Origin of the sequence: Rasiella rasia (genome assembly GCF_011044175.1) — a bacterium.
In the GTDB taxonomy this organism is placed as follows: Bacteria; Bacteroidota; Bacteroidia; order Flavobacteriales; family Flavobacteriaceae; genus Marinirhabdus; species Marinirhabdus rasia.
Genome location: NZ_CP049057.1, coordinates 1894154 through 1919656 on the forward strand (window position 1 = coordinate 1894154; position 25503 = coordinate 1919656).

The following is a 25503-nucleotide window of genomic DNA, read 5'->3' on the forward strand; positions in this document are numbered from 1 at the left end:
AGTACCTAAACGTATGAGTTTAAAAGATAAATTAGTATCGTCATACATCGCTTTTGAAGATCATCTAGAAGATGATTCTCCAATACATGATGTACGCAACAATGCCATAAAGGTTTTTGAAGAAGAAGGATTTCCGACGAGAAAACAAGAAGCTTGGAAATATACTTCCCTAAATTCATTGTTGAAAAACGACTACAGTATATTTCCGAACAACACTAGAACTATAGAACTAAAAGATGTTAGAAAGTACTTTCTTCATGAAATAGACACCTACAAACTAGTTTTTATTGACGGAGTTTATAGTTCGTTTTTATCTTCAACAACGCACGATTCACTAGATATTTGTTTGCTCTCTTCAGCTTTAAACAAACCTAAGTACAAAGCTGTAATTGAAGCATATTTTAATAAAACTGCCGTAAAAGACAGCCTAACTTCATTAAATACTGCCTTTGCAAAAGAAGGAGCCTACATACACATACCAAAAAATAAAGAAGTAGAAAAACCTATAGAAATCCTTAATTTTTCTACAGGTAATGAAGCTGCAATTTTACTTCAACCAAGAAATTTAATTGTTGTGGGAGAAAATGCCCATGTACAAATTATTGAACGTCACCAGAGTCTCAATGAGAACGAGGTATTAACCAATAGCGTGACCGAGATTTTTGCTGAAAAGAGAGCGTATGTCGATTATTACAAAATTCAGAATGACGCACATTCAGCTTCGTTGATAGACAATACCTACATTTCGCAAGAGCAAGAAAGTCATTGCAGAGTACATACATTTTCGTTTGGAGGAAAACTTACAAGAAATAACCTCAACTTTTACCAAAAAGGAGAGCGCTGTGATAGTACACTTAATGGTATCACTATTATTGAAGGCAAACAACACGTAGATCACAACACCCTAGTGCATCATATTGCACCTAATTGTGAGAGCCATCAAGATTATAAAGGTATTTTCTCAGATAGCTCTACAGGTGTTTTCAACGGAAAAGTTTACGTAGAAAAAGAAGCCCAAAAGCTTGACGCTTTTCAGAAAAACAACAACATATTAGTAGACGACAAAGCTACCATTAATTCGAAGCCTCAATTAGAGATTTTCGCAGACGATGTACGTTGTTCTCATGGTTGTACGATTGGTCAGCTAGATGAAGACGCTATGTTTTACCTGCAATCACGCGGTATTGGTAAAAAGGAAGCCAGAGCCTTACTCATGTATGCTTTTGCTAATAATGTGTTAGAAAGCGTTCAGATTCCAGAGCTTAAAGCGCGCATTACAAAACTTATTGCCAATAAAATAGGCGTAAGTTTAGGGTTCGAATTATAGCACCACACCAAATTTAAAGTCATGTCTTTTAATATCGATACCATACGAGCAGATTTTCCTATACTTCAGCGTGAGGTAAATGGCAAACCTTTAGTGTATCTAGACAATGCGGCTACTTCTCAGAAACCGCAAATAGTGATTGACGCCATAGTAGATTATTATTCTAACTACAACGCTAACATACACCGTGGGGTACATGCTCTTTCTCAAGAAGCAACAGACAAATACGAGGAGGCACGCCAGAAGATTCAGCACCATTTTAATGTTGGTAAAGCACACGAAATTATATTTACTTCGGGCACAACTCATGGCATTAATCTTGTTGCACATGGTTTTTCTTCTCTACTTAACGCAAACGATGAAGTAATTGTTTCTGCACTAGAACACCATAGCAATATTGTGCCTTGGCAAATGCTTTGCGAAAAAACAGGAGCTGTTCTTAAAGTAATACCTATGACGCAAGAAGGAGCCTTAGACATGGCAGCCTACAACACACTTTTATCGTCAAAAACTAAATTGGTGTTTGTCAACCAAATTTCCAATGCCTTAGGAACCATTAACCCAATACAAGATATTATAGAAGCTGCGCACAAAGTTGACGCAGCAGTACTCATTGATGGAGCACAAGCCTGTGCGCACATAAAATCAGATTTACAGGCTTTAGATGTAGATTTTTACGTTACTTCTGCTCATAAAATGTGTGGACCTACAGGAGTGGGAGTTCTCTACGGAAAAGAAAAATGGCTCAATAAACTCCCCCCCTATCAAGGAGGTGGTGAAATGATTGCAGAAGTTACTTTTGAAAAAACTACTTATGCAGATCTGCCCCATAAATTTGAAGCAGGAACACCCAATATCTGTGGAGGCATTGCCTTTGGAACTGCAATAGATTATCTAAACAAAATAGGCTTCCATGCCATTGCAACGTACGAGCATGAGCTTCTAACCTACGCTACTGCGCAGCTTTTACAAATTGAAGGTTTAACAATATACGGCACTAGTAGTGATAAGACATCTGTAATATCTTTTAACCTTAAAGGTATTCACCCGTACGATGTTGGCACCATTTTAGATAAATTAGGTATAGCTGTACGAACAGGGCATCATTGTGCTCAGCCAATTATGAATTTTTACAACATTCCAGGTACTGTTAGGGCTTCATTTGCTTTTTACAACACCAAAGAAGAGGTAGACTTGCTCGTAAGCGGTGTAAGACGTGCACAACAAATGCTCACTTAACATTCCTTTAAAACAAGGAGCCAAAGATAATTGGTATCTTAGCGTACCTAACTAAATACACATACTATGAGAAGTTTATACATAACATTAGCACTTACAGCATTTCTTTTTACGGGGTGTGACGAAACCAAAAAAGTGATTGATGTGGCTGGAAACGTGCAGCTTTCTGGCGCCTATGAGATTACAAGTGTCGGAGCAGCTCGTGTGAGCAACCCAAATATTACTATAAATTTTGGTGCCTTAGATAAATCAGTTCGTGGTAATGGAGGCTGTAATTCTTTCTTCGGAAACTATACACTAGATTTATATTCGCTAAACTTTGTAGATATAGCCGCAACCGAAAATTATTGTGACGAAAGTATTATGACTACCGAAAGAGCTATCATGAAAGCACTAAATGAAACTGGATCATTTACGTATGAAGATAGTATATTAACATTGCTTTCAAAAACAGATAGAAGTGTCTTGTTAAAGGCCAAAAAGAACAAAAGAGATCAACAAAGTGAGTAGTATAAAAGAAATACAACAAGAGTTAATTGAAGAATTTTCAATGTTTGACGATTGGATGGAGCGTTACGAACACATGATTGACCTCGGGAAATCGCTACCGCTTATAGACCCTGCGTTAAAATCTGAAGACAAGCTAATAAAAGGGTGTCAGAGTAAAGTATGGCTACATAGCGAATTAAAAGACCAACATATTGTATTTACAGCAGATAGCGACGCCATTATCACTAAGGGTATCGTAGCCATTTTAATTAGAGTATTTTCTAATCAGACACCAGAAGCAATTGTACAAGCAGATACTAAATTTATAGATGAAATTGGATTAAAAGAGCACTTATCACCCACACGTGCCAACGGACTAGTTTCTATGGTAAAACAAATGAAGCTATACGCAATTGCCTATCAGGCACAATTGAATCAATAACCTAAAAAGACCCCACTTTGGTGGGTAACACATATGAGCACCACAGAAATTGACACTATAGAACTAGGCGAAAAAATAGTAAAGGTCTTAAAAACCATTTTTGATCCAGAAATCCCCGTAGACATCTACGAGCTCGGCCTAATTTATGACGTATTTGTAAATGAAGACCAAGAGGTAAAAATCTTAATGACACTTACAACACCTAACTGCCCTGTAGCCGAAACCTTACCCCTAGAAGTAGAAGATAAAGTAAAGAGCATCAAACTTGTAAAAGATGCCGAGGTAGAAATAACATTCGACCCCCCTTGGACTCAAGATTTAATGTCTGAAGAAGCAAAACTAGAACTAGGCATGCTCTAATTTTTTCTATGGAAAATGAAATTGTAAATAGAGTTGCCAACAGCAAATTAATAACATTCGATCTCGAAGATTTTTATCCAGAGGGAAATCGAATTTCGTTCGATATTTCCCAATGGCTAATAGAAGGTATTGTTTTAAAGGAAAAAGAATTTCGCGCTTCTGTTGCAACGCATAATTGGTCACAATACAAAGATGCCTATGTAGCACTCTACTGTAGTACCGATGCCATTGTACCTGGGTGGGCCTATTTATTACTGTCGCTTCAGTTAGCGCCATATGCCAAGAAAACCGTGGTTGGCTCTCTAGAAACACTTGAAAGTATTGTTTTTACTGAAATTATCTCGGCCATGGATGTTTCAGAATTTAAAGATAAATTTATGATCATTAAAGGTTGCGCTCATAAGCCCATTCCGCAGAACGCATTTGTTTTGCTAGCCGAAAGATTACAACCTGTGGCTAAGAGTATTATGTATGGCGAAGCTTGTTCGTCTGTTCCGCTCTACAAGCGCACCTAGTTTTCGATTAAAGGCGCTGTTGCCTCGAAGAACAGCAAGTCAAATATTCATTTCAATTTCAGAAAAAGTCAAAAGTTAATTTACCTTTGTACACTGGTTAATTACCAGTAAAGTAAAACTAAATCGAAATAAAATGACAAAAAAGTTACTAATACTATTTGTAATGTTCGTAGGAGTTACTTCCATGAACGCACAGACGAAAGAAGAGCTACAAGCTCAAAAAGCTGAGAAACAAGCAGCGGCAAATGCGTTACAAGCAGAAGCAGATGCAATTCAAGCAACCATAGATGCTTTGCCAGGATGGAGATATGGCGCGTTTGGAACCGTAGGCGCTAATCTATCTGGTTTTAACAATTGGTTTGCTCAAGGCACACCAAATGTGAACTCTGGAAACATTGGCGTTACTGTTAACGGATTTGCAAATCTTAAACAAGAAAAATACTTCTGGAGAAATGCATTAAACGTAAATCTAGGATGGGTGAAATTTGACGATAGAGATGACCCAACAGACGACGATAGCTTTAGAGAAGGTACAGACGTATTTAATATCTCTTCATTGTACGGTAGATACGTATTCAAAAACTTCGCGGTATCGGGATTAGCCGAATATCGTACCACAATCCTAAACAACTTTAATGACCCTGGTTATCTTGACGTAGGTGTTGGTGGTACATGGACACCAGTAGAAAATCTTGTTGTTGTGATACATCCCCTAAACTACAACTTTGTTTTTGCCGAAGATGACACCATTTTTCAATCATCTTTAGGAGCAAAAATTTTAGTTGATTATACCCGTAAAATTGGTGCTATAAATTTCAAATCTAATCTATCTGCTTTTCAAAGCTATGAGTCATCAGATTTATCAAATTGGACTTGGATAAATTCTTTTGGATATACTTTATGGAAGGGCATTGGTTTAGGTTTTGAATTTGGTCTTCGTGGTAACCAACAAGAAGCCGTTAACTTTGCTACCGCTAACTTCGTTGAAGGCAGTGGTCCAGCACCTTCTTTTGAAAATGTAGACAATGAATTACAAAGCTATTGGCTACTTGGTTTAAACTATTCGTTCTAAATCAACTTACACAAATTAGAAAATCCCAGTTTCAAATTTTTGAAATCTGGGATTTTTTTTATGCGTACATTTTTTTGAGCCCTATCACCAAATCACTTCAGCACGTACATAGCATGTCTGTTTATACAGCTCGTTACCTTCTCTAAGAAATGGCACCTTGTCTATGTGCCAATCTACAGCGCGTACTTCTATACAGATTTAGCTAACACTCTTAAAGCATCAACCTTCATATAATTCAGGGTATAGAAAGTTATTGTAAGGAAATCGTGTTACATGAATGTCTCGCACCTTATCATACACCATCTTTCTAAATTCCTCAAGATTCTCTTTATTTAAAGCCGAAATAAATATCGCGTCGGTGTTTTCACGCTGCATCCATGTTTGTTTCCAATCGGTTAATGTAAAATGAGCCTTGGTTTTTTCTGTTACCAAATCATCATCGTCTATTGTCTCTGGTTGGTAGGCGTCAATTTTATTGAAAATCATAAATGTTGGTTTGTCTGCTCCTTTAATTTCGTCAAGTATCTGATTTACGGAAGCGATATGATCTTCAAATGAAGGATGACTTATATCTACAACATGAAGCAGCAAGTCTGCCTCTCGAACCTCATCTAATGTGCTTTTAAAACTTTCTACGAGTTGTGTAGGCAATTTTCTTATAAATCCAACCGTATCACTCAGTAAAAACGGCAAGTTACCTATTACAACTTTTCGCACCGTCGTATCTAAGGTGGCAAACAACTTATTTTCAGCAAAGACCTCAGACTTACTAATAACATTCATTAAGGTACTTTTTCCAACATTGGTATATCCAATAAGAGCCACACGAACCAATGCTCCACGGTTGCCGCGTTGCACTTCCATTTGGCGATCTATCTTGACGATTTTCTTTTTCAGCAGTGCAATACGATCTCGAACAATACGACGGTCTGTTTCTATCTCTGTTTCCCCAGGCCCACGCATTCCTATTCCCCCTCGTTGACGTTCAAGGTGGGTCCACATTCCTGTAAGTCTTGGTAATAAATACTCGTATTGCGCTAACTCTACCTGCGTTCTTGCGTAGCTAGTTTGCGCTCGTTGGGCAAAAATGTCAAGAATAAGGTTGGTGCGATCTATAATTTTACATTTTAGTATCTTTTCAATATTGCGTTGTTGCCCAGGTGAAAGTTCATCATCAAAAATGGCCGTTCCTATATCATTTTCTTCTACGTACGTACGTACTTCTTCCATTTTACCAGAACCTATAAATGTTTTTGGATTAGGCATTTGCATTTTTTGCACAAATCGCTTCATCACTTCACCCCCTGCCGTATACGTTAAGAATTCGAGTTCGTCAAGATACTCTTTAGATTTTTCCTCGTCTTGGTGTTGTGTAATTAATCCAATTAAAATGGATTTTTCATATTCTATTGTAGTTTCTTCAATCATTGTGCGGTAGTGCTATTTTTTTAATTCCTTGAAAGGAAGACACTGTTGTACCTGCCTTTTATTTGCTGGAAGGGTAAAGGTACAAAAGCTTTTGATGGAATATTTTGTAATTTACATGGCTTTAACACCTGTATGTATGAGTTCTTCAGACGTAAACCATTATTGCTTTGCCTTTTATAATCTTGAAAATCTATTTGACACCAAAAATGACCCTGTTACCCTCGACGATGATTTTACTGAAAAGTCAGACAGAAGGTGGAATGAGAAACGTTTCCGAAAGAAAATAAAAAAATTAGGAAGCGTTATTCAACAGATTGGGTATGCCGATATTGGATTCCCTCCTATTATTGTTGGTGTAGCCGAAGTGGAAAACAAGTATGTTCTTGAAGAACTTGTAAATTCAAAGTTCCTCAAAGAAAAAAACTATGGTGTTGTACACTACGATTCTCCAGATGAACGCGGCATAGATACTGGCTTGTTGTATAGAAAAGAATATGTTGAAATTTTAGACAGCAAAACGCACACAGTTCACATACAAAATGAGCATGGCGAAAGAGATTATACTAGAGACATTTTGGCTGTTCATATAGCGATAGAAAACCATGAGTTTTACGTCTTAGTTAACCACTGGCCGTCCCGAAGAGCGGGTGTAGAAAAGACAGCACCACGAAGAATGGCCGCTGCTATAAAGAACCTAGAAGTGGTGGAAGCCATAAAAGCAGAAGATGAAGATGCGAGGTTTGTCATCATGGGCGATTTTAACGATGACCCAAAAAGCAAGAGTATACAACACATCACAAACACCAATTTTTATAACCCAATGGAACTACTCTTAACCCGCGAAGAAGGTAGTACCAATCACAAAGGAGCATGGAACTTATTTGACCAACTTCTAGTTTCTCATGAATTTATGCAGCAGCACGGAAATCGCTTTCGTTTCGAAAAAGCAGAGATTTTTAACCCAGAGCACTTAACCGAGTATGAAGGCAGACGGAAAGGAAATCCATTTAGAACCTATTTAGGAGCATATTACGCAGGTGGATTTAGCGACCATTTTCCCATCTATGGATTGTTTTCTATGAAAAACTAACCCCATTTTTTAACACTCCTTTTATCGGTAAATTCCTACACTTTGTCTAATAATCTGAAAGACCACAAAAACTGAAACTATTTTATTTATTTTAGTGCTTCTTTAACAATCAACTCAACCAAAAATGGAGAAAAAATTACCCTCAACATTTTTCACATCATATTTCCTTACATTTAAAAACTATACGTACGTTTTCCTCTTTTTTCTAGCCGCTCACACCGTGCAAGCGCAGGGGCCTGGATCACTATTTGTAGACGCTGGACCCGATATGGTCGCAGATTGTAACAATGGAGGGTGTGTAGATTTAACGGCAACTTTTCTAGAAACATTTGATACCGCACAAGAAACTTATTCTGTGAACTCTATCCCGTATACGCCTCCTTTTGCGTTCGATGGTTTAGCAAATTCATTAAACCCAAACATTGACGATGCATGGTCTGCAGTAGATAATCTTCCCTTCGATTTTTGTTACTTCGGAAATTTAGAAACAGAATTTCAAGTCGGTTCTAACGGGGTAATTCGTTTTGATGTTGATCCTGGAGACACCAGCAATGGTTGGAGTTTTGATGAAAACCTTCCTAACAATTCTAATTCAACCTTAGGTGAAGCAAATGTATTTACACCAGGTCATGATATAGATCCGTCTGTAGTTGGAAGCACAGAAGAAATAGGATATGAAGTTTTAGGAACTTTCCCTAACAGAGTTTTAGTAGTGTCTTATTTTGAGGTACCGATGTTTCAAACGCAATGTAATGCATTGCTGGCAACTCATATGGCGGTATTTTACGAATTTTCAAATGTTATCGAAATATACATTCAAGACAAGCCATCATGCCCTACTTGGAATGACGGAAATGCCGCTCTAGGTATCCAGAATGACGATGGAGATATAGCATTTGTGCCTCCAGGTAGAAACACAAGTGATTCGCCATGGACAACAAATAATGAAGCATGGAGTTTTTCTCCTGCAGGGACTCAGACCTATGTTTTTGAATGGCTAGACGATACCGGAACCGTAATTGGCACCGATGCCACAATTAATGTGTGTCCTACAGACCCAACCACTACTTATACTGCTAGAATAACGTATACCAATTCATGCAACGGAGAAACAGTAGTACTAACAGACGATGTTGATGTAACCTTAGAAGGAAGTGACCTTGAGGTAGATCTTGGTGAAGACCTTTTATTTTGTGATCTTTCTTCATACGAGATTGTTCCAGAATTTGTTGGAGATCCAACTGGAGCTACATTCCTTTGGAGTCCAAACGGAGAAACTACTCCTACCATCGTTGTTTCAGACACAGATGTTTATGGTGTAGAAGTTACCCTTAATGGATGTACAACCTCAGACGAGGTAGAATTAACTTTCTTAGCGTCTCCTAACTGTACTGTAGTTTCTGTTTGTAATAGCATAGATTTTGAAGAAGATTTTGGAGCTGGTGTTGGAAGAGAATGTATAGATCCTGCAATAGCTACAACTACCTATGTTTGTGACCAAACAGGTATGGTAGACGATGGAGAATACTCTATCACTAACATCTCTGATGGTCTAAACTCAGGATGGCACCCTGGAATGACAGATCATACTGGTAACATGAGCGGACGTGCTTTATTTGTAAATGCAGATTTTACAACAGGAGAATTTTACAGAAGAACCATTAACCTAAGTACAGGTACAGATTATAGCTTTGGCGCTTGGATTACTACCGTTTATGATACAGACACAGGTATTTGTGGTGGTGCTTCAATCCCTTCTAATGTAACCTTTAGAATAGAAGACCCAGTTGGAACAATGATAGCTGAAACCAATACTGGTGATATTCCAAATGGACCAGATCCAGATTGGCAGCAATTCTTTATCAGTTTTAATACAGGTGCGAATACAGATATTCAACTTGTCCTTATTAATAACGGTGCAGGTGGCTGCGGAAATGACCTAGCAATCGATGATATAACGCTAGAATTAACAACAGCAGAACCAGTAATTGTAGATCCGCCAGATATCGCGGTATGTGATACAGACAACAACGGTACTGAAATTTTCGACCTTACTACTCAGACAGCAACAATTCTTGATGGTCAGGACCCAACACAGTTTAATGTAACTTTTCACAATACGCAGTTCGATGCTGAGGCAGACCAGTTTGCCATAGCAGACCCTGTTAATTACACAAATATTGCTAATCCAGACACCATCTATGTACGTGTAGAACGTGCAGATCAAGAAACTTGTTTCAGCACGGTAGATTTCGACTTAATTCTTAATCCTATAATAGATTTAACGACAGACTTGCCTACAGAAGTAAACTTATGTGAAACAGAGGTAATTCCGCCGTTAGATGGAACTGCAACAAACACTAATATTGATCTTACTCTTGTAACTTACGAATGGACAGATGGAACTGGAACAGTAGTTTCTACAGATGCAATCTACACACCTACCGGCAGTGGAACATATACACTAACCCTCACATACCCTCCTTGTAGTGAAAGTATGCATACCGTAGTTGTAGATATTACCGAAAACCCAACTTTAGATCTTGGAGATGACCAAACACTTTGTGATGGAGGCAGCTATGAAATTGTTCCTATCCTTGGAGGAAATACTACAGGTATCACCTATCTATGGAGTACTGGTGAAACGACACCAACTATTGTTGTTGATACTACAGGCACCTATGATTTAACTATTACCGTTGGCAATTGTACGGTTTCAGACACTGTAGCTGTATTTATTGCAGATCCTATTGAAGTAACTATTGGTGAAGACTTTAAAACATGTCCTAACGAACCTCAGGTGCTTACAGCTACCTCATCTAACAGCAATGTAACCTACCAATGGTTCCTAAATGGAGAGATTATTACTGGTGAGACAGCTAATGTAATAGAGATTACTCTAGAACCAAATACAATGGGAACGCAAACTTTTAGTGTAATTGCTAGTGATGGCGACTGTACTGGGGAAGGCGAAATTGATGTAACACTATACGACATAGGAAATTGTACCATATCGCAAGGTATTTCTCCAAACTCAGATGGTTTTAATGATATCCTTGACCTCGAATTTTTAAATGATCGCACAGGTATTGTACAGTTACAAATCTTTAATAGACTAGGTACACTTGTATACGAGAAAACCAATTACATCAACGAATGGGAAGGACAGACTACAGACAATGAAGAGTTACCTACAGGTACCTATTTCTATGTTTTAGATCTGGCTGGCGATGATGCAACCTTTGGACCGCAAGCCACAGGTTGGATTTACCTTAACAGGGAGAAAAACTAAAGACCATTTAAGATGAAAAAAAACATCTCCTTATTTGTTACTTTATTAGTTGCTTGTGCTTCTTTTGCTCAGATTACTATTGATGAAACGTTAACGACCCAACAATTGGTTGAAGACATTCTCATTAATAGTCCGTGTGCAGAGGTGTCTAACTTTAATGCACTAACAGGAACAGATTTTGGTGATGTCAACGGAATTGCAGCCTTTGATGCAAACGGTTCAACTTTTCCTTTTCAATCTGGAATTATTTTAACTTCTGGAAGTGTGCAAAGTGCTCCTGGCCCAAACAACACACTACATAGTGACGGTTTTACTACTTGGCCTGGAGATGCAGACCTAGAAGCTAACACCACTGCTACTAATACGAACAATGCATCCTTTATAGAATTCGATTTTGTGCCATTTCTAGAAGAAATTAGTTTCAACTTTATCATGGCCTCAGAAGAATACAATCAAAATTTTGAATGTACTTTCTCTGATGCGTTTGCCTTCATTTTAACAGACCAAGTAACAGGTGTTGTGCAAAATCTTGCCGTGCTTCCTGGAACTACAATTCCTATTGAAGTAACAAACATTCGATATGCCGTTGGCTCGCAATGTGGAGCAGTTAATGAAGAGTTTTTTGGACAGTACAACTTTCAACCTATCACAAATCCTAATGCACCCTCAATTCCTGCGGCAGATTCGCCAATAGATTACAACGGTCAAACCGTTTCTTTAACCGCGGTTGGAGATGTTATTCCAGGAAACGACTACACTATTAAACTTGTAGTTGCAGACGAGACCGATACTGCTTTCGACATTGCAGTATTTTTAGAAGCAGGAAGTTTTAATTTAGGAAACATAGATTTAGGAAATGACATTTTACTAGGAGATCCTGCTGCACAATGTGAGGGAGATGTTATCTTACTAGATACCATGGTAGACCCAAGTGAAGCTACCTTTAAATGGTTTTTTAACGGCACCGAAATTATGGGAGAAACAGACCCTACACTTGAAGTGTCAACCACAGGTGTCTATCGTGTTGAAGTTACCTATAGCCAAGGAACAGGATGTGTTGGTACAGACGAAATTACACTCGAATTTCTTGACCCTCCTAACTACAACCTTGGTGTTAGCAGTCAATCCAGTTGTTTTATTACGCCAGTAACACTAGACGCTACGGTAATTAATTATCCGCCCGCGGTTGTTTCTTACGAATGGTTTATGGATGGCGTTACCATTCCTGGTGAAACAAATGCCACTTACGACGTAATAGCGCCTGGTTTTTATGAAGTGGAAGCTACCGTTCAAAGTTGTGTTACTAGAGATGGCGTTACGTTTACAAGTCCGAACGATATAGATTTCGATTTAGGACCCGACGACGACGATTGCTTTATCATGGACAGAACCTTAGACGCAACTCCTACAAACTATAATTTAGCAGACACTTCTTTTCAATGGTCGTTAGACGGTGTGGTACTAGCTGGTGAAACAAATGCAACACTTATGGCTTCAGCCCCTGGATTGTACGAAGTTACTGTTACCGTTGGAGCTTGCGAAAATACAGATAGTATTACGCTATCGCTTACAAACGATATAGATATTGAATTAGGAGAAGACATATCCTCATGCTTTATCTCCCCTGTTATCTTAGATGCCACTCCTTCAAATTATAACGTTACAAGCGCCACTTTTGAATGGACCAAAGATGGGGCAGTCCTCGCAGGCGAAACAAATGCAACACTTAATGTATCGGAAATCGGACTTTACGCAGTAACTGTAACTGTTGGAAGCTGCGAAGCAACAGATAGTGTTGCAATAAGTTTAGGAGGATTTGATGTAAATTTAGGTGAAGATTTTGAAACCTGTTTTGAAAACAACGCGTCACTTACTGCGGAAATTTCAGGTATTGATGCTACTTCAGCAACATACCAGTGGTTTTTAAATGGAAGTGAAATTGTTAATCAAATTGATGCAATACTTCCAATTTCCGAAGAAGGCGAATACAGTGTCACTGTTAACATAGGCAGTTGCAGTGCTACAGACAACATAAATGTTGCACTTAGAACAGATGTTTCAGTAACCATTATCGAAGACGATTTTAAAACGTGTCCAGACGAAACTAATATACTAACAGCAACAACAGACAATGAGAATGCTGCCTTTCAGTGGTTTAAAAATGGTGAAGCCATACCAGATGCAACAGCTAATGTACTAGAGTTTGTACTAACGGAAGACGAAGGCTTAGTTCAAAACTTTAGCGTAGTAATTACCACAGGCGATTGTACTGCAGAAGATGACATTATTATAGAATTATACGATATTGGCAATTGTACAGTATCACAAGGTATTTCTCCAAATGCCGATGGATTTAATGACATTCTAGACCTAGAATTCTTGTCTGATCGCGCTGGTGGAATTAACGATTTCAAAGTTTATAATAGACATGGGCTTTTAGTCTATGAGCAGGTAAATTATATAAAAGAATGGTTCGGACAAACAGATGCTGGTGATGAATTACCCACTGGAACCTATTACCTTGTTATGACTTTTAACTCAGAAGATCCAATTTATGGCAGCCAATACGCCAATTGGATTTATTTAAACAGAGACGCTAATTAATAAACTCAACCACTCAAAAATAAAATACAAACGAAATGAAGAAAATACTCATACTTACTCTTATTGCTGCTTTCTTTTGGACGCATGAGTCGCAAGCCCAACAGGACCCACAGTATACTCAGTATATGTACAATATGAATGTGGTGAATCCGGCCTATGCTGGAAGCAAAGAAAGCCTTTCGCTCACTGCATTATATCGTAAACAGTGGTCGGGCTTAGACGGAGCTCCTGAAACATTCACTTTTTCTGGACATTCACCAATTAGTGATAAAGTGGGATTAGGTCTCTCGGCTATAAAAGATGAATTAGGTCCAATTAGCGAAACGAATGTATATGCAGACTTTTCGTATACTATAGATGTAGGTGCTAGTACAAAATTGGCGTTTGGTCTTAAGGCTGGGGTTACCTTTCATGACGTAGGACTTACGGGTCTTGAGCTACAAGATCCAGGAGATCCATTCTTTTCACAAGACATAAATAATACCTATCCTAATGTAGGTGCGGGTGCATTTTTATACGGAGAAAATTACTATTTAGGGCTTTCAGTTCCAAACCTCCTAAATTCTGTTCACCTCGATGAAAATGGTTTAAAGTATGGAAGTGAAACCAATCATTATTTTGCAACCGCGGGATATGTATTTCAACTTTCAGAAAACGTAAAGCTGAAACCTTCTGTATTGGTTAAATCGGCTTTTGATGCTCCATTGTCTTTCGACGGAAACTTGAATGCATTGTTTTATGACCGATTTGAAATTGGTGCTAGTTACCGTTTAGATGATTCGTTTAGTGGGTTGGTTGGTTTTCAAGTTACAGACTACATTCGTATAGGATATGCCTACGATAGGGTCATGTCAGACATTGAAGCCGTGGCAAGTGCTTCTCACGAAGTCATACTCACCTTTGATGTGTTCTTCAAAAAACGTACACTACGATCTCCAAGATACTTCTAATAACCAAAAATAATTTCATTCAAAATGAAAAAAATATATACCATACTATTCCTTTTTGCACTTAGCACAACACTTTGTGTAGCACAAAATAAAGACACCAAAAAGGCAGACGATTTATACAAGCGACTTCAATATACAGATGCGGCTCAAGCGTATCAAAAACTTTTAAAGAAAGGTAAAGGCAGTCGCTATGTTTTTGAGCAGCTAGGTAATAGCTACTATAACATAAACGACACCAAAAAAGCCGAAACGTACTACAAGCGTGTAGTAAAAGGGAAAAAAGTGAACTCTGAAACCGTATACAACTATGCGCAGGCGCTGAAAGCGAATGGAAAGTTTAGTGACTATAATACGTACATGAAACAATTTGCTGCAGCCGCGCCAAACGATTCTCGTGCCGTAGAATTCATGAAAAATCCGAACTACGTTCCTAAGTTAATGGAAAAGAGAGCTAAATTCTCTGCAACCAACATGAAGGATATCAACACCGAATATTCAGAATTTGGTGGAATTATGGTAGGGAACGATTTCTATTTTTCTTCGGCTAGAAATACAACGAGAAAAACGTACGGTTGGAATGAAGAACCATATCTCGACATCTATAAAGCTGAAAACGTAGGAGGTACAATTAAAAACGCCGATTTACTAGATTCTAAAGATATAAATACTAAATATCACGAAGGAAACATAGCGATAACCAATGATGGTAAGCGTATGTACTTTGACCGTAACGACTATTACAGAGGGAAGTATGATAAAAGTGAAGATGGAATTAACCAAATTAACTTATACTATGCAGACTGGGTAGGCGGAAAATGGCAAGATGTGCATTCTGTTTCTTTTAATAGTGACGAATACTCTACAGGTCATCCCGCATTAAGTCCAGATGGAAACACCTTGTACTTTGTAAGTGATATGCCTGGGGGAAAAGGAATGAGTGACATCTACAAAGTATCTGTAAATAAAGATGGTAGCCTTGGAACTCCAAAACGTCTAGGCGACAATATTAATACCGAAGGAAAAGAAGTATTTCCATATGTAGACGCGAATGGAGATTTATATTTTGCGAGTAATGGCCATATGGGTCTTGGTGGTTTAGATGTGTTTTATGCTGCTGCCAAGGGAGATAGTTTTGGAAACCCTAAGAATATGGGGCTTGGCATTAATAGCTCAGACGATGATTTTGCGTTTATTTACAACCCGAATACCCAAGAAGGATTTGTTTCTTCTAACCGAACTGGGGGTAAAGGAAGTGACGATATCTACACTACAAAGCAACTAGAGCCTTTATGCGAAGTTGAAATGATAGTTCAGGTAGTAGACGAGTACACTAAAAACCCTATCGCTGGAGCACGTGTAGATTTATACGATAAATTAGGAAATAAGTTAAGTACCAAAACATCGGGAGCAGACGGAACTGTAACATTTATAGCCGAGTGTGAAAAAGAACATGAAGTACAGGCAGTGATGCAAAATTATGAAAGTAACGCTATTAATGTTGAAATGGCTAGTGACATAACATTGAACAAAACTATTAACCTTCGACCTATTGAAGAAATAATTCAAGACGACAAGGTGGTTTTAAACCCAATTTATTTTGCATACGACAAGAGTAACATTACCCCTAAAGCTGCTTTCGAATTAGATAAGTTAGTTGCTTTAATGAAGAAATATCCTAACATGGTTATTAAAGCTGAAAGTCATACAGACAGCCGTAATACACCAGAATACAACAGCGCATTATCTAACCGTAGAGCGCAGTCTACAGTACAATATGTGATTTCTCAAGGAATAGATAAAAATAGAATTTCTGGAGAAGGGTATGGCGAAAGTCGTCCTGTAAACAACTGTGGTGATAATTGTTCAGAAGCACAACATAAGTTAAACAGAAGATCTGAGTTTATTATCATAAAAAGATAGTAACCCTAGCTAACCCCTCAAGAAAGCTCATTGTTTTTAGAAACAATGAGCTTTTTACTTTATGTACACTGCCAGCAAACTTCTCTAAAATCTATGAATTCATATAGGTTTGCTGTAACGCATTAGAATAGGTTTGTTAAGTACATCTCCTGTATCTAAGTAAATTAATAAGTGGTTTTACAAAAATTTGTACCTTCTGCTTGAAAAACCAATTTCTCTTGAAAAGAAAGACTTTTCTAATACTGTTACTTTTTTTCTCTGTAATAGCAATTGCCCAACAACGCAGATTTGCTCATATTGGGTTACCCGAAGGCCTTCCCCAAGAAACTGTGCTTTGCATGGCTACAGATAGTTTAGGAATGGTTTGGCTAGGTACTTCAGACGGACTTGTGCGGTACGATGGCACACAATTTCACCTCCCTTTAGCCGATTCCGAAAGACAGCTAGATGTTGCTGGTTATCGTATTGGAGCTGTTGTCGCTCATAAAGATTATATTTTAGCCGGAACGGGACAAAAAGGGCTCTTGGCATATCACACTACCAATGAAACCACACAATCTTTAGGAACTAACAACCTAAATTGCACAACAATAGTACCACGAGAAAATGGTTTCTTAGCCGGATTTTTTAACGGTTCTGTTAGTTATTTCAACGATGCCTTTGAAGAGAACAAACTCAAATTTGAGAATGAAATCCCAAATCGTATAACGACCATGGCAACCTATAAAAATTCTCTCTTTATTGGCACAGATGACGGACAATTATTTTACGGGACTTGGAGTGAAAACACAACTTCTGTATATCTTACAAAGGCGGCACATATCACTTCAAAAGTAAATTTTTTAAAAGTACAATCGCAAGAACTGCTAATTGGAACTGCTGAAGGTTTATTTACAATCAATAACATCACTCAACAACCAACAAAAGTTGAAATTCCATTTTGTGAATCCAAATTTGAAAAGTTGAATATAACAGATGTTGTACAAACAAACAATACAACCTTTATAGCGACCTCATCGGGTCTGTTTGAATGGACTACAACCACCTGTGCTACACAATATACTTCAGCAGAAAAAAACCATCCATTCCATCTCAACGCAAATGCCATTAACGACTTACACGTAATAAATGAAACTCTTCTAATTGGTCATATTACTTTAGATCTTACAGAGGTAGACCCTCCAACCGTTTTTACGCAACCTACAACCCGATGGAATTTAGACAATCCGTCTGTATTTGCCATTTGTACGAGCAATCAATATCTATTTTCAGGAACTTCCAGCGGATTGGTGATATCGCTAGTTAATGACCCAACAGTGTATACGCTATTCCCTAAGTTTCGCATACGCGGAATTACAATAGATTCTGAACAAAACATATGGTTTGTTACTGGACAAGGAGCATATATTATTCCTAAAGAGGAAATAGATATTTTGAATCCAACATTTATTAACGTTCCTATTTCAGAAGAGCAGTCAAACCGCCTCTCCAGTGGTAACTTACGCAACATTTTTACAGATCGTCAAGACAATATATGGATTACAACGTTTAGCCAAGGGTTATGCAAATTTGTGGGTGATATTTCTAATAATGATTTTAGCTTTAGAAGATATGCATATAAATCTGATGCTGAAAAATTACCCTCTCCGCTAACGCTTTCTATGTCGCAAGATGAAGACAACAATTATTGGGTTTCCACCCAAAAAGGGCTAAGTAAAATGACGTTAGATGAAAATGGAAATGCAAAGTACACTACCTATACTGAGGCCCAAGGTCTTAGCACAAATGGTGTGTTAAGTTCATACGTTTCAAAGAATGGAACATTGTGGGTTGCTAGCAGGAAAGGGCTTAATAAATACCTTCAAAAAGAAGATCGTTTTGTTTTCTTCGGAAAAAGAGATGGCCTTTCAAATACCTTCGTATACAATTGTGTAGAAGATTCAGAAAATACGCTCTGGCTTACCACAAATGGAGGACTCTTTCGATTTAATACAACTACAGAACAATTTGCAAATTACCTACCAAAAGATGGAGTACAGAGTACCGAATTTAATTTAGGAGCTGTTTATAGTGATGAAACTTCAGGAATGCTATACGTTGGAGGAATTTCGGGACTTAACGTATACAACCCCAAACGTGTAAATGAGCTCGACAAAGCCTCACCTCTTATATTTACTAGATTAACTAGCAAAGGTGAACCAGTGAGAGCAGGGCTAAAAGGATCTCATGTTCAAACGGGAGAAGCTAGAGCACCTTTGACATTTAGATATGACGCTTTTCCTATATCGTTAACCTACTCGGCCTTAGATTACAGACCTTCAAAAAACAACACCTATCAATATCGTTTGCTACCACAGGACAAACAGTGGAATGATCTTACCAACAATCAAGATATTCAACTATTAAATCTCTCTCCTGGCTCTTATACGTTAGAGTTACGTGGGCTGTCTCGAGGCATCCCTTGGCAGCAGAACGCACTTAGACTACCGCTTAAAATAACGCCACCATGGTACGGCAGCAACTTAGCGTATTTAATATACGGCTTGCTTATAGCTAGCATCATCTTTATTTACTACCGTATTAGCCTGCAGCGAAAATTAGCAGGAGAAGAAGCCAAAAGATTACAAGATTTAGACAATCTTAAAACACGATTCATCACAAATATTACTCATGAGTTTCGAACACCACTAACCATCATTTTAGGGTATATAGACAACTTAAAACAAAAAATCAACACACAAGCAGACCAAAAAGAAGACTTGCAAATTATTGAGAACAATAGTAGCAATCTATTACATCTTGTAAACCAGATGTTAGATTTTGCTAAATTGGAAAAAGGGCGTTTACATATTAATTATCAAAAAGCCGACATTGTAGCTTTTGCCAGATTAATCACCAATACGTTTCACAACTCGGCTCAAGAAATGGGCATTGAACTAGTGTTTAAAAGTAATTTTGATAATACAATCATAGATTTTGACTCTGAAAAAGTTAGACAGGTTCTTTCAAACTTGATTAGCAATAGTATAAAATTTACTGAAAAAGGAAGGGTTTCGGTATTTCTGTCTGAGCAGGAAAAACAGTATACCATTTCGGTTAAAGATACAGGGCGAGGAATTTCAGAAGAAGAGCAACTAGCTGTTTTTGAACGTTTTTATCAAGTAGAAAATAATAGCTTTAAAGTTTCACAAGGAACTGGTGTTGGCTTGGCGCTTACAAAAGAGCTCGTTCAATTAATGAATGGCACCATACAAGTAAAATCTGCACCCGACATAGGAACCACATTTACTATAACGCTACCCATAACCCGTCTTGCAAGCGAAGCCGAGTTTGAACTAAAGGCAACTAGTAACACAAACGCCATTGAAATACCCGAATTCGAACAAACTAAAGTTTCCGAAGAAGCACAGATTGTTTTAGTAGTAGAAAACAATCCAGACATGTCTCGCTATATTGGCAGCTGCTTACAGCCCTATTTTAAGGTACTCTTCGCCTCTAATGGGCAAGAAGGGCTCGCTACGGCAACAGAGCGAACTCCAGATATTATAATAAGTGATGTTATGATGCCTGTGTTAGACGGGTTCCAGATGACCACAAAGCTTCAACAACAAGAAACAACAAATCATATTCCTATAATTTTACTTACATCAAAAGCCACTCAAGCCGATAAATTAGAAGGGTTAGATAGTGGCGCCGATGCGTACTTAACGAAACCTTTTCAGAAGCAAGAATTACTGGTAAGGATGAATAAGCTTATTGCAAAGAGAAGAATGCTTCAGGAAAAGTATGCATTAAAAACATTTCTTGAACCTAGAATAAAAACAACAACGCCTACAGATAAAAACGAGGTGTTCTTACAAAAAACTGTTACCCTTATTCAAGAGCATCTAGAAGATTCTGAGTTCGGTTCAAAACAACTCGCTGAGACGTTGGCTTTGAGTGAGTCTCAACTCTACCGAAAACTAAAAGCCATAACCAATACCTCTACTGCCCTATTTATACGTTCGGTTCGTTTAGAAAAGGCAAAAGAGCTACTGTGTAACACTACTAAAAACATATCTGAAATTGCCTACGAAACAGGGTTTAACGACCCAAATTGGTTCGGAAAAGTTTTTAAAGAGGCATACGGTTCCACACCCACCGAAACACAGAAACAGCAGTAAAATGAACCCTTCACGTTAGCATTGCAAAAATACTCCTTGTATTTGCAGAAATACTCTTCATTCTTTTTTTGACTTCAAACTAGGTTTGTACTGTAATACTACAACACCTTTTTTTGCTCCCAAAGCTAAATTAGAATGCTACTACCTTAACCTATCAATGCATTGGCTTTATCTAAATTAAATGTAAGAAGATGAAAACATTGTATTTCTTATTGGCGACTATTTTAATCGTCACAAACACAATCGCTCAAGTTGGAATTAATAACACCGACCCAAAAGCAATTTTAGACATTAGCAGCAGCAATGTAGCAACACCCGCCAATACAGATGGCTTGCTTATTCCGCGAATTGATGAATTTCCTGTAACAAATCCAGGAGCAGATCAAGATGGTATGATGGTTTTTGCTACTGGAAATGGTACGCCAAGCAAAGGGTTTTATTATTGGAATCAAACCACCACAGCATGGGTCTCTGTAACTGGTGCTGGTGGTGACGACGATTGGTATGAAATAGGTGGCACCACAGCGCCAGACAATATAATTGACGACCAATATACCCTGGGCAAGCTAAAGATTGGTCAAAATTCTGCAGCCAACGCTTCATTAGACATATACGATTGGAACGAAAGTAATAGAAATGGTCTTCTTATCACACGTAATTTAGTTACACCGAGTTCATTTGGCCAACTAAGTGGTTTTACATCCACAGTTATAGGTTCAAGCACCGATAACTATACGTCAATCCGTGGTGAGTTAATGGGAACGCCTAGTGTAAACACACATACTTTCTACGGGTTAAATACAACAGCTCCTTCTTCTGGTGTTACGTACCAATTGTACGGCATATTTAGTTCGAATGGGGGTTCTGGTAACCTTGTGGGAAATGAAATCGCTTTTAACACTGCAACGATTACCAATACAGGAGACAAGTCTGGTTTTAGAACCACCATCTCGCCCAGTTTATCTGGTACGCATTACGGTATGTATTCAAATGTAACGAGTGCTACTGGTTATGCTGCTTATTTTATAGGACGTACATCTCTGGGCAACTCTGGCGCTAACCGATACCTAATGCCTGCCACAGATGGAACAATAGGGCAGGTTATGACAACTGATGGGTCTGGACAACTAAGCTTCACGACACCAACAATAGGTGCAGAAAAAATTGATGATTTACTCGATGGTAAAAGTGATAACGATGGCTCAGATGATGGATCTTCAATTTTCTTAGGAGTAAATGCGGGTAATTTAGACGACAGCAGCGCCAATGCCAATATTGGAATAGGCTACGCCGCTCTTGAAGACAATATCACTGGCACTTTAAATGTAGCGGTAGGTTGGGGTAGTTTGAGAGAAAATACAGGGAATTCCAACACCGCTCTTGGTTACTTAAGCGCTGGAGGTAATACTTCAGGTACTGGAAACACCGCTATAGGTAGAAATGCATTGTTGAACAATATCACTGGAAATAATAATACTTCATTAGGATTCTTTGCTGGATATTTAAATGCTGGATCTGGTAGTGTTTTTGTAGGTACAAATGCTGGATTTAATCATAGTACTGGAGATAATATACTTTATATTGAAAATACCGATGCCGATGCTAATAATGCCTTAATCTACGGTGAGTTTGGAGCAGACAACTCGACTACCGGCAACGTGTTACGAACAAATTCTGAGTTTCAAATAGGAAATCCGGCTACAACAGGATTTGCCTTTCCAACAACAGACGGAAGTGCAAACCAAGTATTAACAACCGATGGAGCTGGAAACCTGTCATTTACTGCCCCATCAAGTGGCGATGAGGATTGGCTTACTACCCCAGGAAGCAATCCCGTTACGAGTAACACACAAGATATCTATACCTCTGGCAAAGTTGCCATTGGCGGAACAACTATAAGTGCCGATTTCAACATCTATCATAATGAAATCGCAGATGGTTCGGCAGATATAGTACAATATAATGAGGTTAGTAACTCTGGAAACGACGATAAAACTATTATTCGCAATGTATTCGGTGCTGCAGGGGCTGGTGATAACACCGCAATTTACAATGATCTTATTGGGAATGGAAGCGGCACCTATTACGGAATGTTTAATAGGTCGTATGCCGCGGTGACGGGTGACATTTATGGAGTGTCGAATTCAATTACCGCAACAGGGGGTGGTAATCATTACGGAATATATAACCTTTTAAATGGTTCTGGCAATGGCGAAAAGTACGGTGCTTATAACTCTTTTTCAAGCACAGGAACAGGAACCAAATATGGAACGTACACAAACATTTCTCCCACGGCAGGAGGTACTCATTATGGAATCTATGCAGACGTTACAAAATCGGGAAGCTATGCAGGATACTTTTTGGGAGGAGTATCTATTGGAACGACCACAGGGAATAATTACATCATGCCTACCTCAAGAGGAAACAACGGAGATGTGATACAGACTGATGCCGCTGGAAACTTAAGCTGGGTAAACCCGACCACAATTGGAGATGGAGTAGGTGCAGAAAAAATTGATGATCTTACCGATGGAAAGTCTGATAACGATGGAACGCAAGACGGTTCTTCTATTTTCTTAGGAATTGATGCTGGCATGGCAGATAACAGTACAGATAATAAAAATATAGGAATAGGGTTTCGCGCCATGACTGCAAATACAGATGGAGAAAGAAATGTTGGAATTGGATATTTTTCACTTCTTAACAACACCATAGGAGACGGAAATATAGCAATTGGAGACACTGCGCTTATTGGCAATACTTCAGGTAATAATAATACGGCACTAGGTGCATCTACTTTAGCAGCCAATTCAACGGGAGACCATAATATTGCGATTGGCACAACCGCAATGTGGCGTAATACAACCGGAACTAGAAATATAGGTTTAGGGAATGTTGCCTTATTTGATAATACCACAGGCTCAGATAATATTGCACTGGGTTATAGATCGTTATACAACCTTACTACCGGGAACGAAAACATTGCGATAGGTGCTGAAGCTGGTATGACGAATACTACGGGCATTGGCAACGTGTACCTTGGCACCAATGCGGGGAGATCACATATTGGTAATAACACATTATGGATCGAGAATACAAATGCCAATGCAGATAATGCTTTAATTTATGGTGAATTTGACAATGATATTCTAAGAACCAATGGCGAGCTACAAATTGGCAATCCAACGGGAACGGGATATGCGTTCCCTACTACAGATGGCACCAATGGGCAGGTAATGACAACCAACGGATCTGGTGCTATTTCGTTTCAAACAATTGCAGGCGATGGCGACACACAAAACACGTTAGACCAAGCCTACGATGAAGGCGGTGCTGGTGCGGGGCGTACCATAACGGCAAACGATGGCGCGGTTACAATCGCAGGTCAAGATGGTTTTACGGTAACAGGAGCCATAAACAACGGTGACGCAATAGCCGTTAGCGGAGCAGGATCTCGTATGTTTTATAATCCGCGTACGTCTAGTTTTCGTGCTGGTACCGTTAACAGTACGCAATGGAATTCGGTTAACTTAGGTACTAACTCAGTGGCGTTTGGAAATAGCACTATTGCATCGGGCGCTTCAAGTGCATCTTTAGGTAGCGGAAATACTAGTTCAGGAACTGGAAGTTTCACTTCTGGATATAACAATATAGCCTCTGGAGGCTATAGCGTAGCCATAAATGAAGCCAACATAGCGTCTGGAGTAAATAGTTTTACCCAAGGATTTAGCAATACGGCTGCAGCCACAGCAAGTGCAGCCATGGGGTTACAAAATAATGCGCCTTCCTGGGGAGAGATGACCGTAGGCACCAATGCAACAACGTATTCCGCAACCAGCACTACATCATGGACTGGAACAGATCGTGTATTTACCGTTGGTAATGGGGCATCTCCTGGAACACGAAGCAATGCGCTCACAATTTATAAAAATGGAGAAGTAAATATTAACGACGCGTATTCGTTACCCACCGCAGATGGTACTAGCGGACAAGTAATGACAACAGATGGTGCTGGAACTGTTTCATTTGTCGATCTTCCAACAAAGGCAAGAGCTCGCATTACTTTAGCTGCAAATCAGATAGAAACGGGGGGAGGTATCACTAAAGTGAACTTCGATACTGAAGATTTTGATATAGGAAATAATTTTAACCTCGCAACAGATGTCTTTGAAGTACCAGCAGATGGTATTTATCGAGTACATTCACAAATTAGCATGAATACTTCTACGGCTACAGGAACTTACGATGTGCGTATTAGAGTAGATGGGGCTCAAGTTAGAAGAACTGCGTTTGACCATCCAGGTGCTGGCGCAGTCATTCGTCAATGTACAAGCTTGTTGGAGCTAACCGCTGGGCAAACTATAGACATTGCTTTCCTAAGACCAACGGCAGGTGCAACAATCAACATGAACGGTGCTCTTAGTTATTTTGAAATTGAACAACTATAAGTAATTCGTATGAAAATTAAATCTAAAACCACCTTTTCTTAAGGTGGTTTTTTCCTTTCTATGAAATCCGCTAATTTTTAAACTCCATGAAATCATATAGGTTTCATACAACTACGTACTGTAGGTTTGTAGTCCCTAGAAATCTACATACTTTCCTACTTCTT

15 protein-coding genes are annotated in these 25503 nt (G+C 38.7%); 14 read left to right on the top strand and 1 reads right to left on the bottom strand.

The window, feature by feature from the left end; translation table 11 throughout:
* Positions 1 to 13: 13 nt before the first annotated feature.
* From sufD to G5B37_RS08645, 7 genes are all read left to right on the top strand, one after another.
* Positions 14 to 1327, top strand: coding sequence for a Fe-S cluster assembly protein SufD (gene sufD / locus G5B37_RS08615; RefSeq protein WP_164679634.1), 1314 nt, complete (start codon positions 14 to 16; stop codon positions 1325 to 1327).
* Between the two features lie 21 nt (positions 1328 to 1348).
* Positions 1349 to 2566 carry an aminotransferase class V-fold PLP-dependent enzyme gene (locus tag G5B37_RS08620; protein WP_164679635.1) on the top strand — a complete coding sequence of 406 codons (1218 nt, stop codon included), beginning with the start codon at positions 1349 to 1351 and terminating at the stop codon, positions 2564 to 2566.
* A 66-nt stretch (positions 2567 to 2632) separates the two neighbouring features.
* Positions 2633 to 3076, top strand: a complete 444-nt coding sequence (locus tag G5B37_RS08625) for an META domain-containing protein (RefSeq protein WP_164679636.1) — start codon at positions 2633 to 2635, stop codon at positions 3074 to 3076.
* Positions 3069 to 3497: a SufE family protein gene (locus tag G5B37_RS08630; protein ID WP_263649773.1), complete on the top strand. Its 429-nt coding sequence runs from the start codon at positions 3069 to 3071 to the stop codon at positions 3495 to 3497. Before G5B37_RS08625 ends, G5B37_RS08630 begins: the two co-directional genes overlap by 8 nt.
* Before the next feature lie 33 nt (positions 3498 to 3530).
* On the top strand, positions 3531 to 3857 hold the full coding sequence (locus G5B37_RS08635; protein WP_164679637.1) for an SUF system Fe-S cluster assembly protein: 327 nt from the start codon (positions 3531 to 3533) through the stop codon (positions 3855 to 3857).
* Positions 3858 to 3865: 8 nt separating this feature from the next.
* A complete protein-coding gene (locus tag G5B37_RS08640; protein WP_164679638.1) occupies positions 3866 to 4372 on the top strand; it encodes a DUF2480 family protein in 507 nt (168 codons plus the stop codon).
* Positions 4373 to 4505: 133 nt separating this feature from the next.
* A complete protein-coding gene (locus G5B37_RS08645) occupies positions 4506 to 5444 on the top strand; it encodes a DUF3078 domain-containing protein (RefSeq protein ID WP_164679639.1) in 939 nt (312 codons plus the stop codon).
* Between the two features lie 219 nt (positions 5445 to 5663).
* Here G5B37_RS08645 and hflX read toward each other — a convergent pair whose 3' ends face one another.
* Complete coding sequence (hflX, locus tag G5B37_RS08650) at positions 5664 to 6872, bottom strand: GTPase HflX (protein ID WP_164679640.1); 1209 nt, start codon at positions 6870 to 6872, stop codon at positions 5664 to 5666.
* Positions 6873 to 7008: 136 nt separating this feature from the next.
* On the opposite strand from hflX, the gene G5B37_RS08655 reads away from it, so the two are divergent.
* The 7 genes from G5B37_RS08655 (at position 7009) to G5B37_RS08685 (ending at position 25339) form a co-directional block, all read left to right on the top strand.
* Positions 7009 to 7962 (top strand): endonuclease/exonuclease/phosphatase family protein, encoded by a 954-nt coding sequence (locus G5B37_RS08655; RefSeq protein ID WP_164679641.1) that lies wholly within the window; start codon positions 7009 to 7011, stop codon positions 7960 to 7962.
* Between the two features lie 124 nt (positions 7963 to 8086).
* Positions 8087 to 11254 (top strand): gliding motility-associated C-terminal domain-containing protein, encoded by a 3168-nt coding sequence (locus G5B37_RS08660; protein WP_164679642.1) that lies wholly within the window; start codon positions 8087 to 8089, stop codon positions 11252 to 11254.
* A 12-nt stretch (positions 11255 to 11266) separates the two neighbouring features.
* A complete protein-coding gene (locus tag G5B37_RS08665; protein ID WP_164679643.1) occupies positions 11267 to 13858 on the top strand; it encodes a choice-of-anchor L domain-containing protein in 2592 nt (863 codons plus the stop codon).
* A 35-nt stretch (positions 13859 to 13893) separates the two neighbouring features.
* On the top strand, positions 13894 to 14808 hold the full coding sequence (locus G5B37_RS08670; RefSeq protein ID WP_164679644.1) for a PorP/SprF family type IX secretion system membrane protein: 915 nt from the start codon (positions 13894 to 13896) through the stop codon (positions 14806 to 14808).
* A 24-nt stretch (positions 14809 to 14832) separates the two neighbouring features.
* Positions 14833 to 16728 carry an OmpA family protein gene (locus tag G5B37_RS08675; RefSeq protein WP_164679645.1) on the top strand — a complete coding sequence of 632 codons (1896 nt, stop codon included), beginning with the start codon at positions 14833 to 14835 and terminating at the stop codon, positions 16726 to 16728.
* 218 nt (positions 16729 to 16946) lie between these two features.
* On the top strand, positions 16947 to 20891 hold the full coding sequence (locus G5B37_RS08680; RefSeq protein WP_164679646.1) for an ATP-binding protein: 3945 nt from the start codon (positions 16947 to 16949) through the stop codon (positions 20889 to 20891).
* Between the two features lie 191 nt (positions 20892 to 21082).
* Positions 21083 to 25339, top strand: a complete 4257-nt coding sequence (locus G5B37_RS08685; RefSeq protein ID WP_164679647.1) for a beta strand repeat-containing protein — start codon at positions 21083 to 21085, stop codon at positions 25337 to 25339.
* The last annotated feature ends 164 nt before the right edge of the window (positions 25340 to 25503 follow it).

Bases quoted from the DNA above. Each gene is read 5' to 3' on its own strand.
- sufD (WP_164679634.1), top strand. From the start codon at position 14: ATGAGTTTAAAAGATAAATTAGTATCGTCATACATCGCTTTTGAAGAT.
- G5B37_RS08620 (WP_164679635.1), top strand. From the start codon at position 1,349: ATGTCTTTTAATATCGATACCATACGAGCAGATTTTCCTATACTTCAG.
- G5B37_RS08625 (WP_164679636.1), top strand. From the start codon at position 2,633: ATGAGAAGTTTATACATAACATTAGCACTTACAGCATTTCTTTTTACG.
- G5B37_RS08635 (WP_164679637.1), top strand. From the start codon at position 3,531: ATGAGCACCACAGAAATTGACACTATAGAACTAGGCGAAAAAATAGTA.
- G5B37_RS08640 (WP_164679638.1), top strand. From the start codon at position 3,866: ATGGAAAATGAAATTGTAAATAGAGTTGCCAACAGCAAATTAATAACA.
- G5B37_RS08645 (WP_164679639.1), top strand. From the start codon at position 4,506: ATGACAAAAAAGTTACTAATACTATTTGTAATGTTCGTAGGAGTTACT.
- hflX (WP_164679640.1), bottom strand. From the start codon at position 6,872: ATGATTGAAGAAACTACAATAGAATATGAAAAATCCATTTTAATTGGA.
- G5B37_RS08655 (WP_164679641.1), top strand. From the start codon at position 7,009: ATGAGTTCTTCAGACGTAAACCATTATTGCTTTGCCTTTTATAATCTT.
- G5B37_RS08660 (WP_164679642.1), top strand. From the start codon at position 8,087: ATGGAGAAAAAATTACCCTCAACATTTTTCACATCATATTTCCTTACA.
- G5B37_RS08665 (WP_164679643.1), top strand. From the start codon at position 11,267: ATGAAAAAAAACATCTCCTTATTTGTTACTTTATTAGTTGCTTGTGCT.
- G5B37_RS08670 (WP_164679644.1), top strand. From the start codon at position 13,894: ATGAAGAAAATACTCATACTTACTCTTATTGCTGCTTTCTTTTGGACG.
- G5B37_RS08675 (WP_164679645.1), top strand. From the start codon at position 14,833: ATGAAAAAAATATATACCATACTATTCCTTTTTGCACTTAGCACAACA.
- G5B37_RS08685 (WP_164679647.1), top strand. From the start codon at position 21,083: ATGAAAACATTGTATTTCTTATTGGCGACTATTTTAATCGTCACAAAC.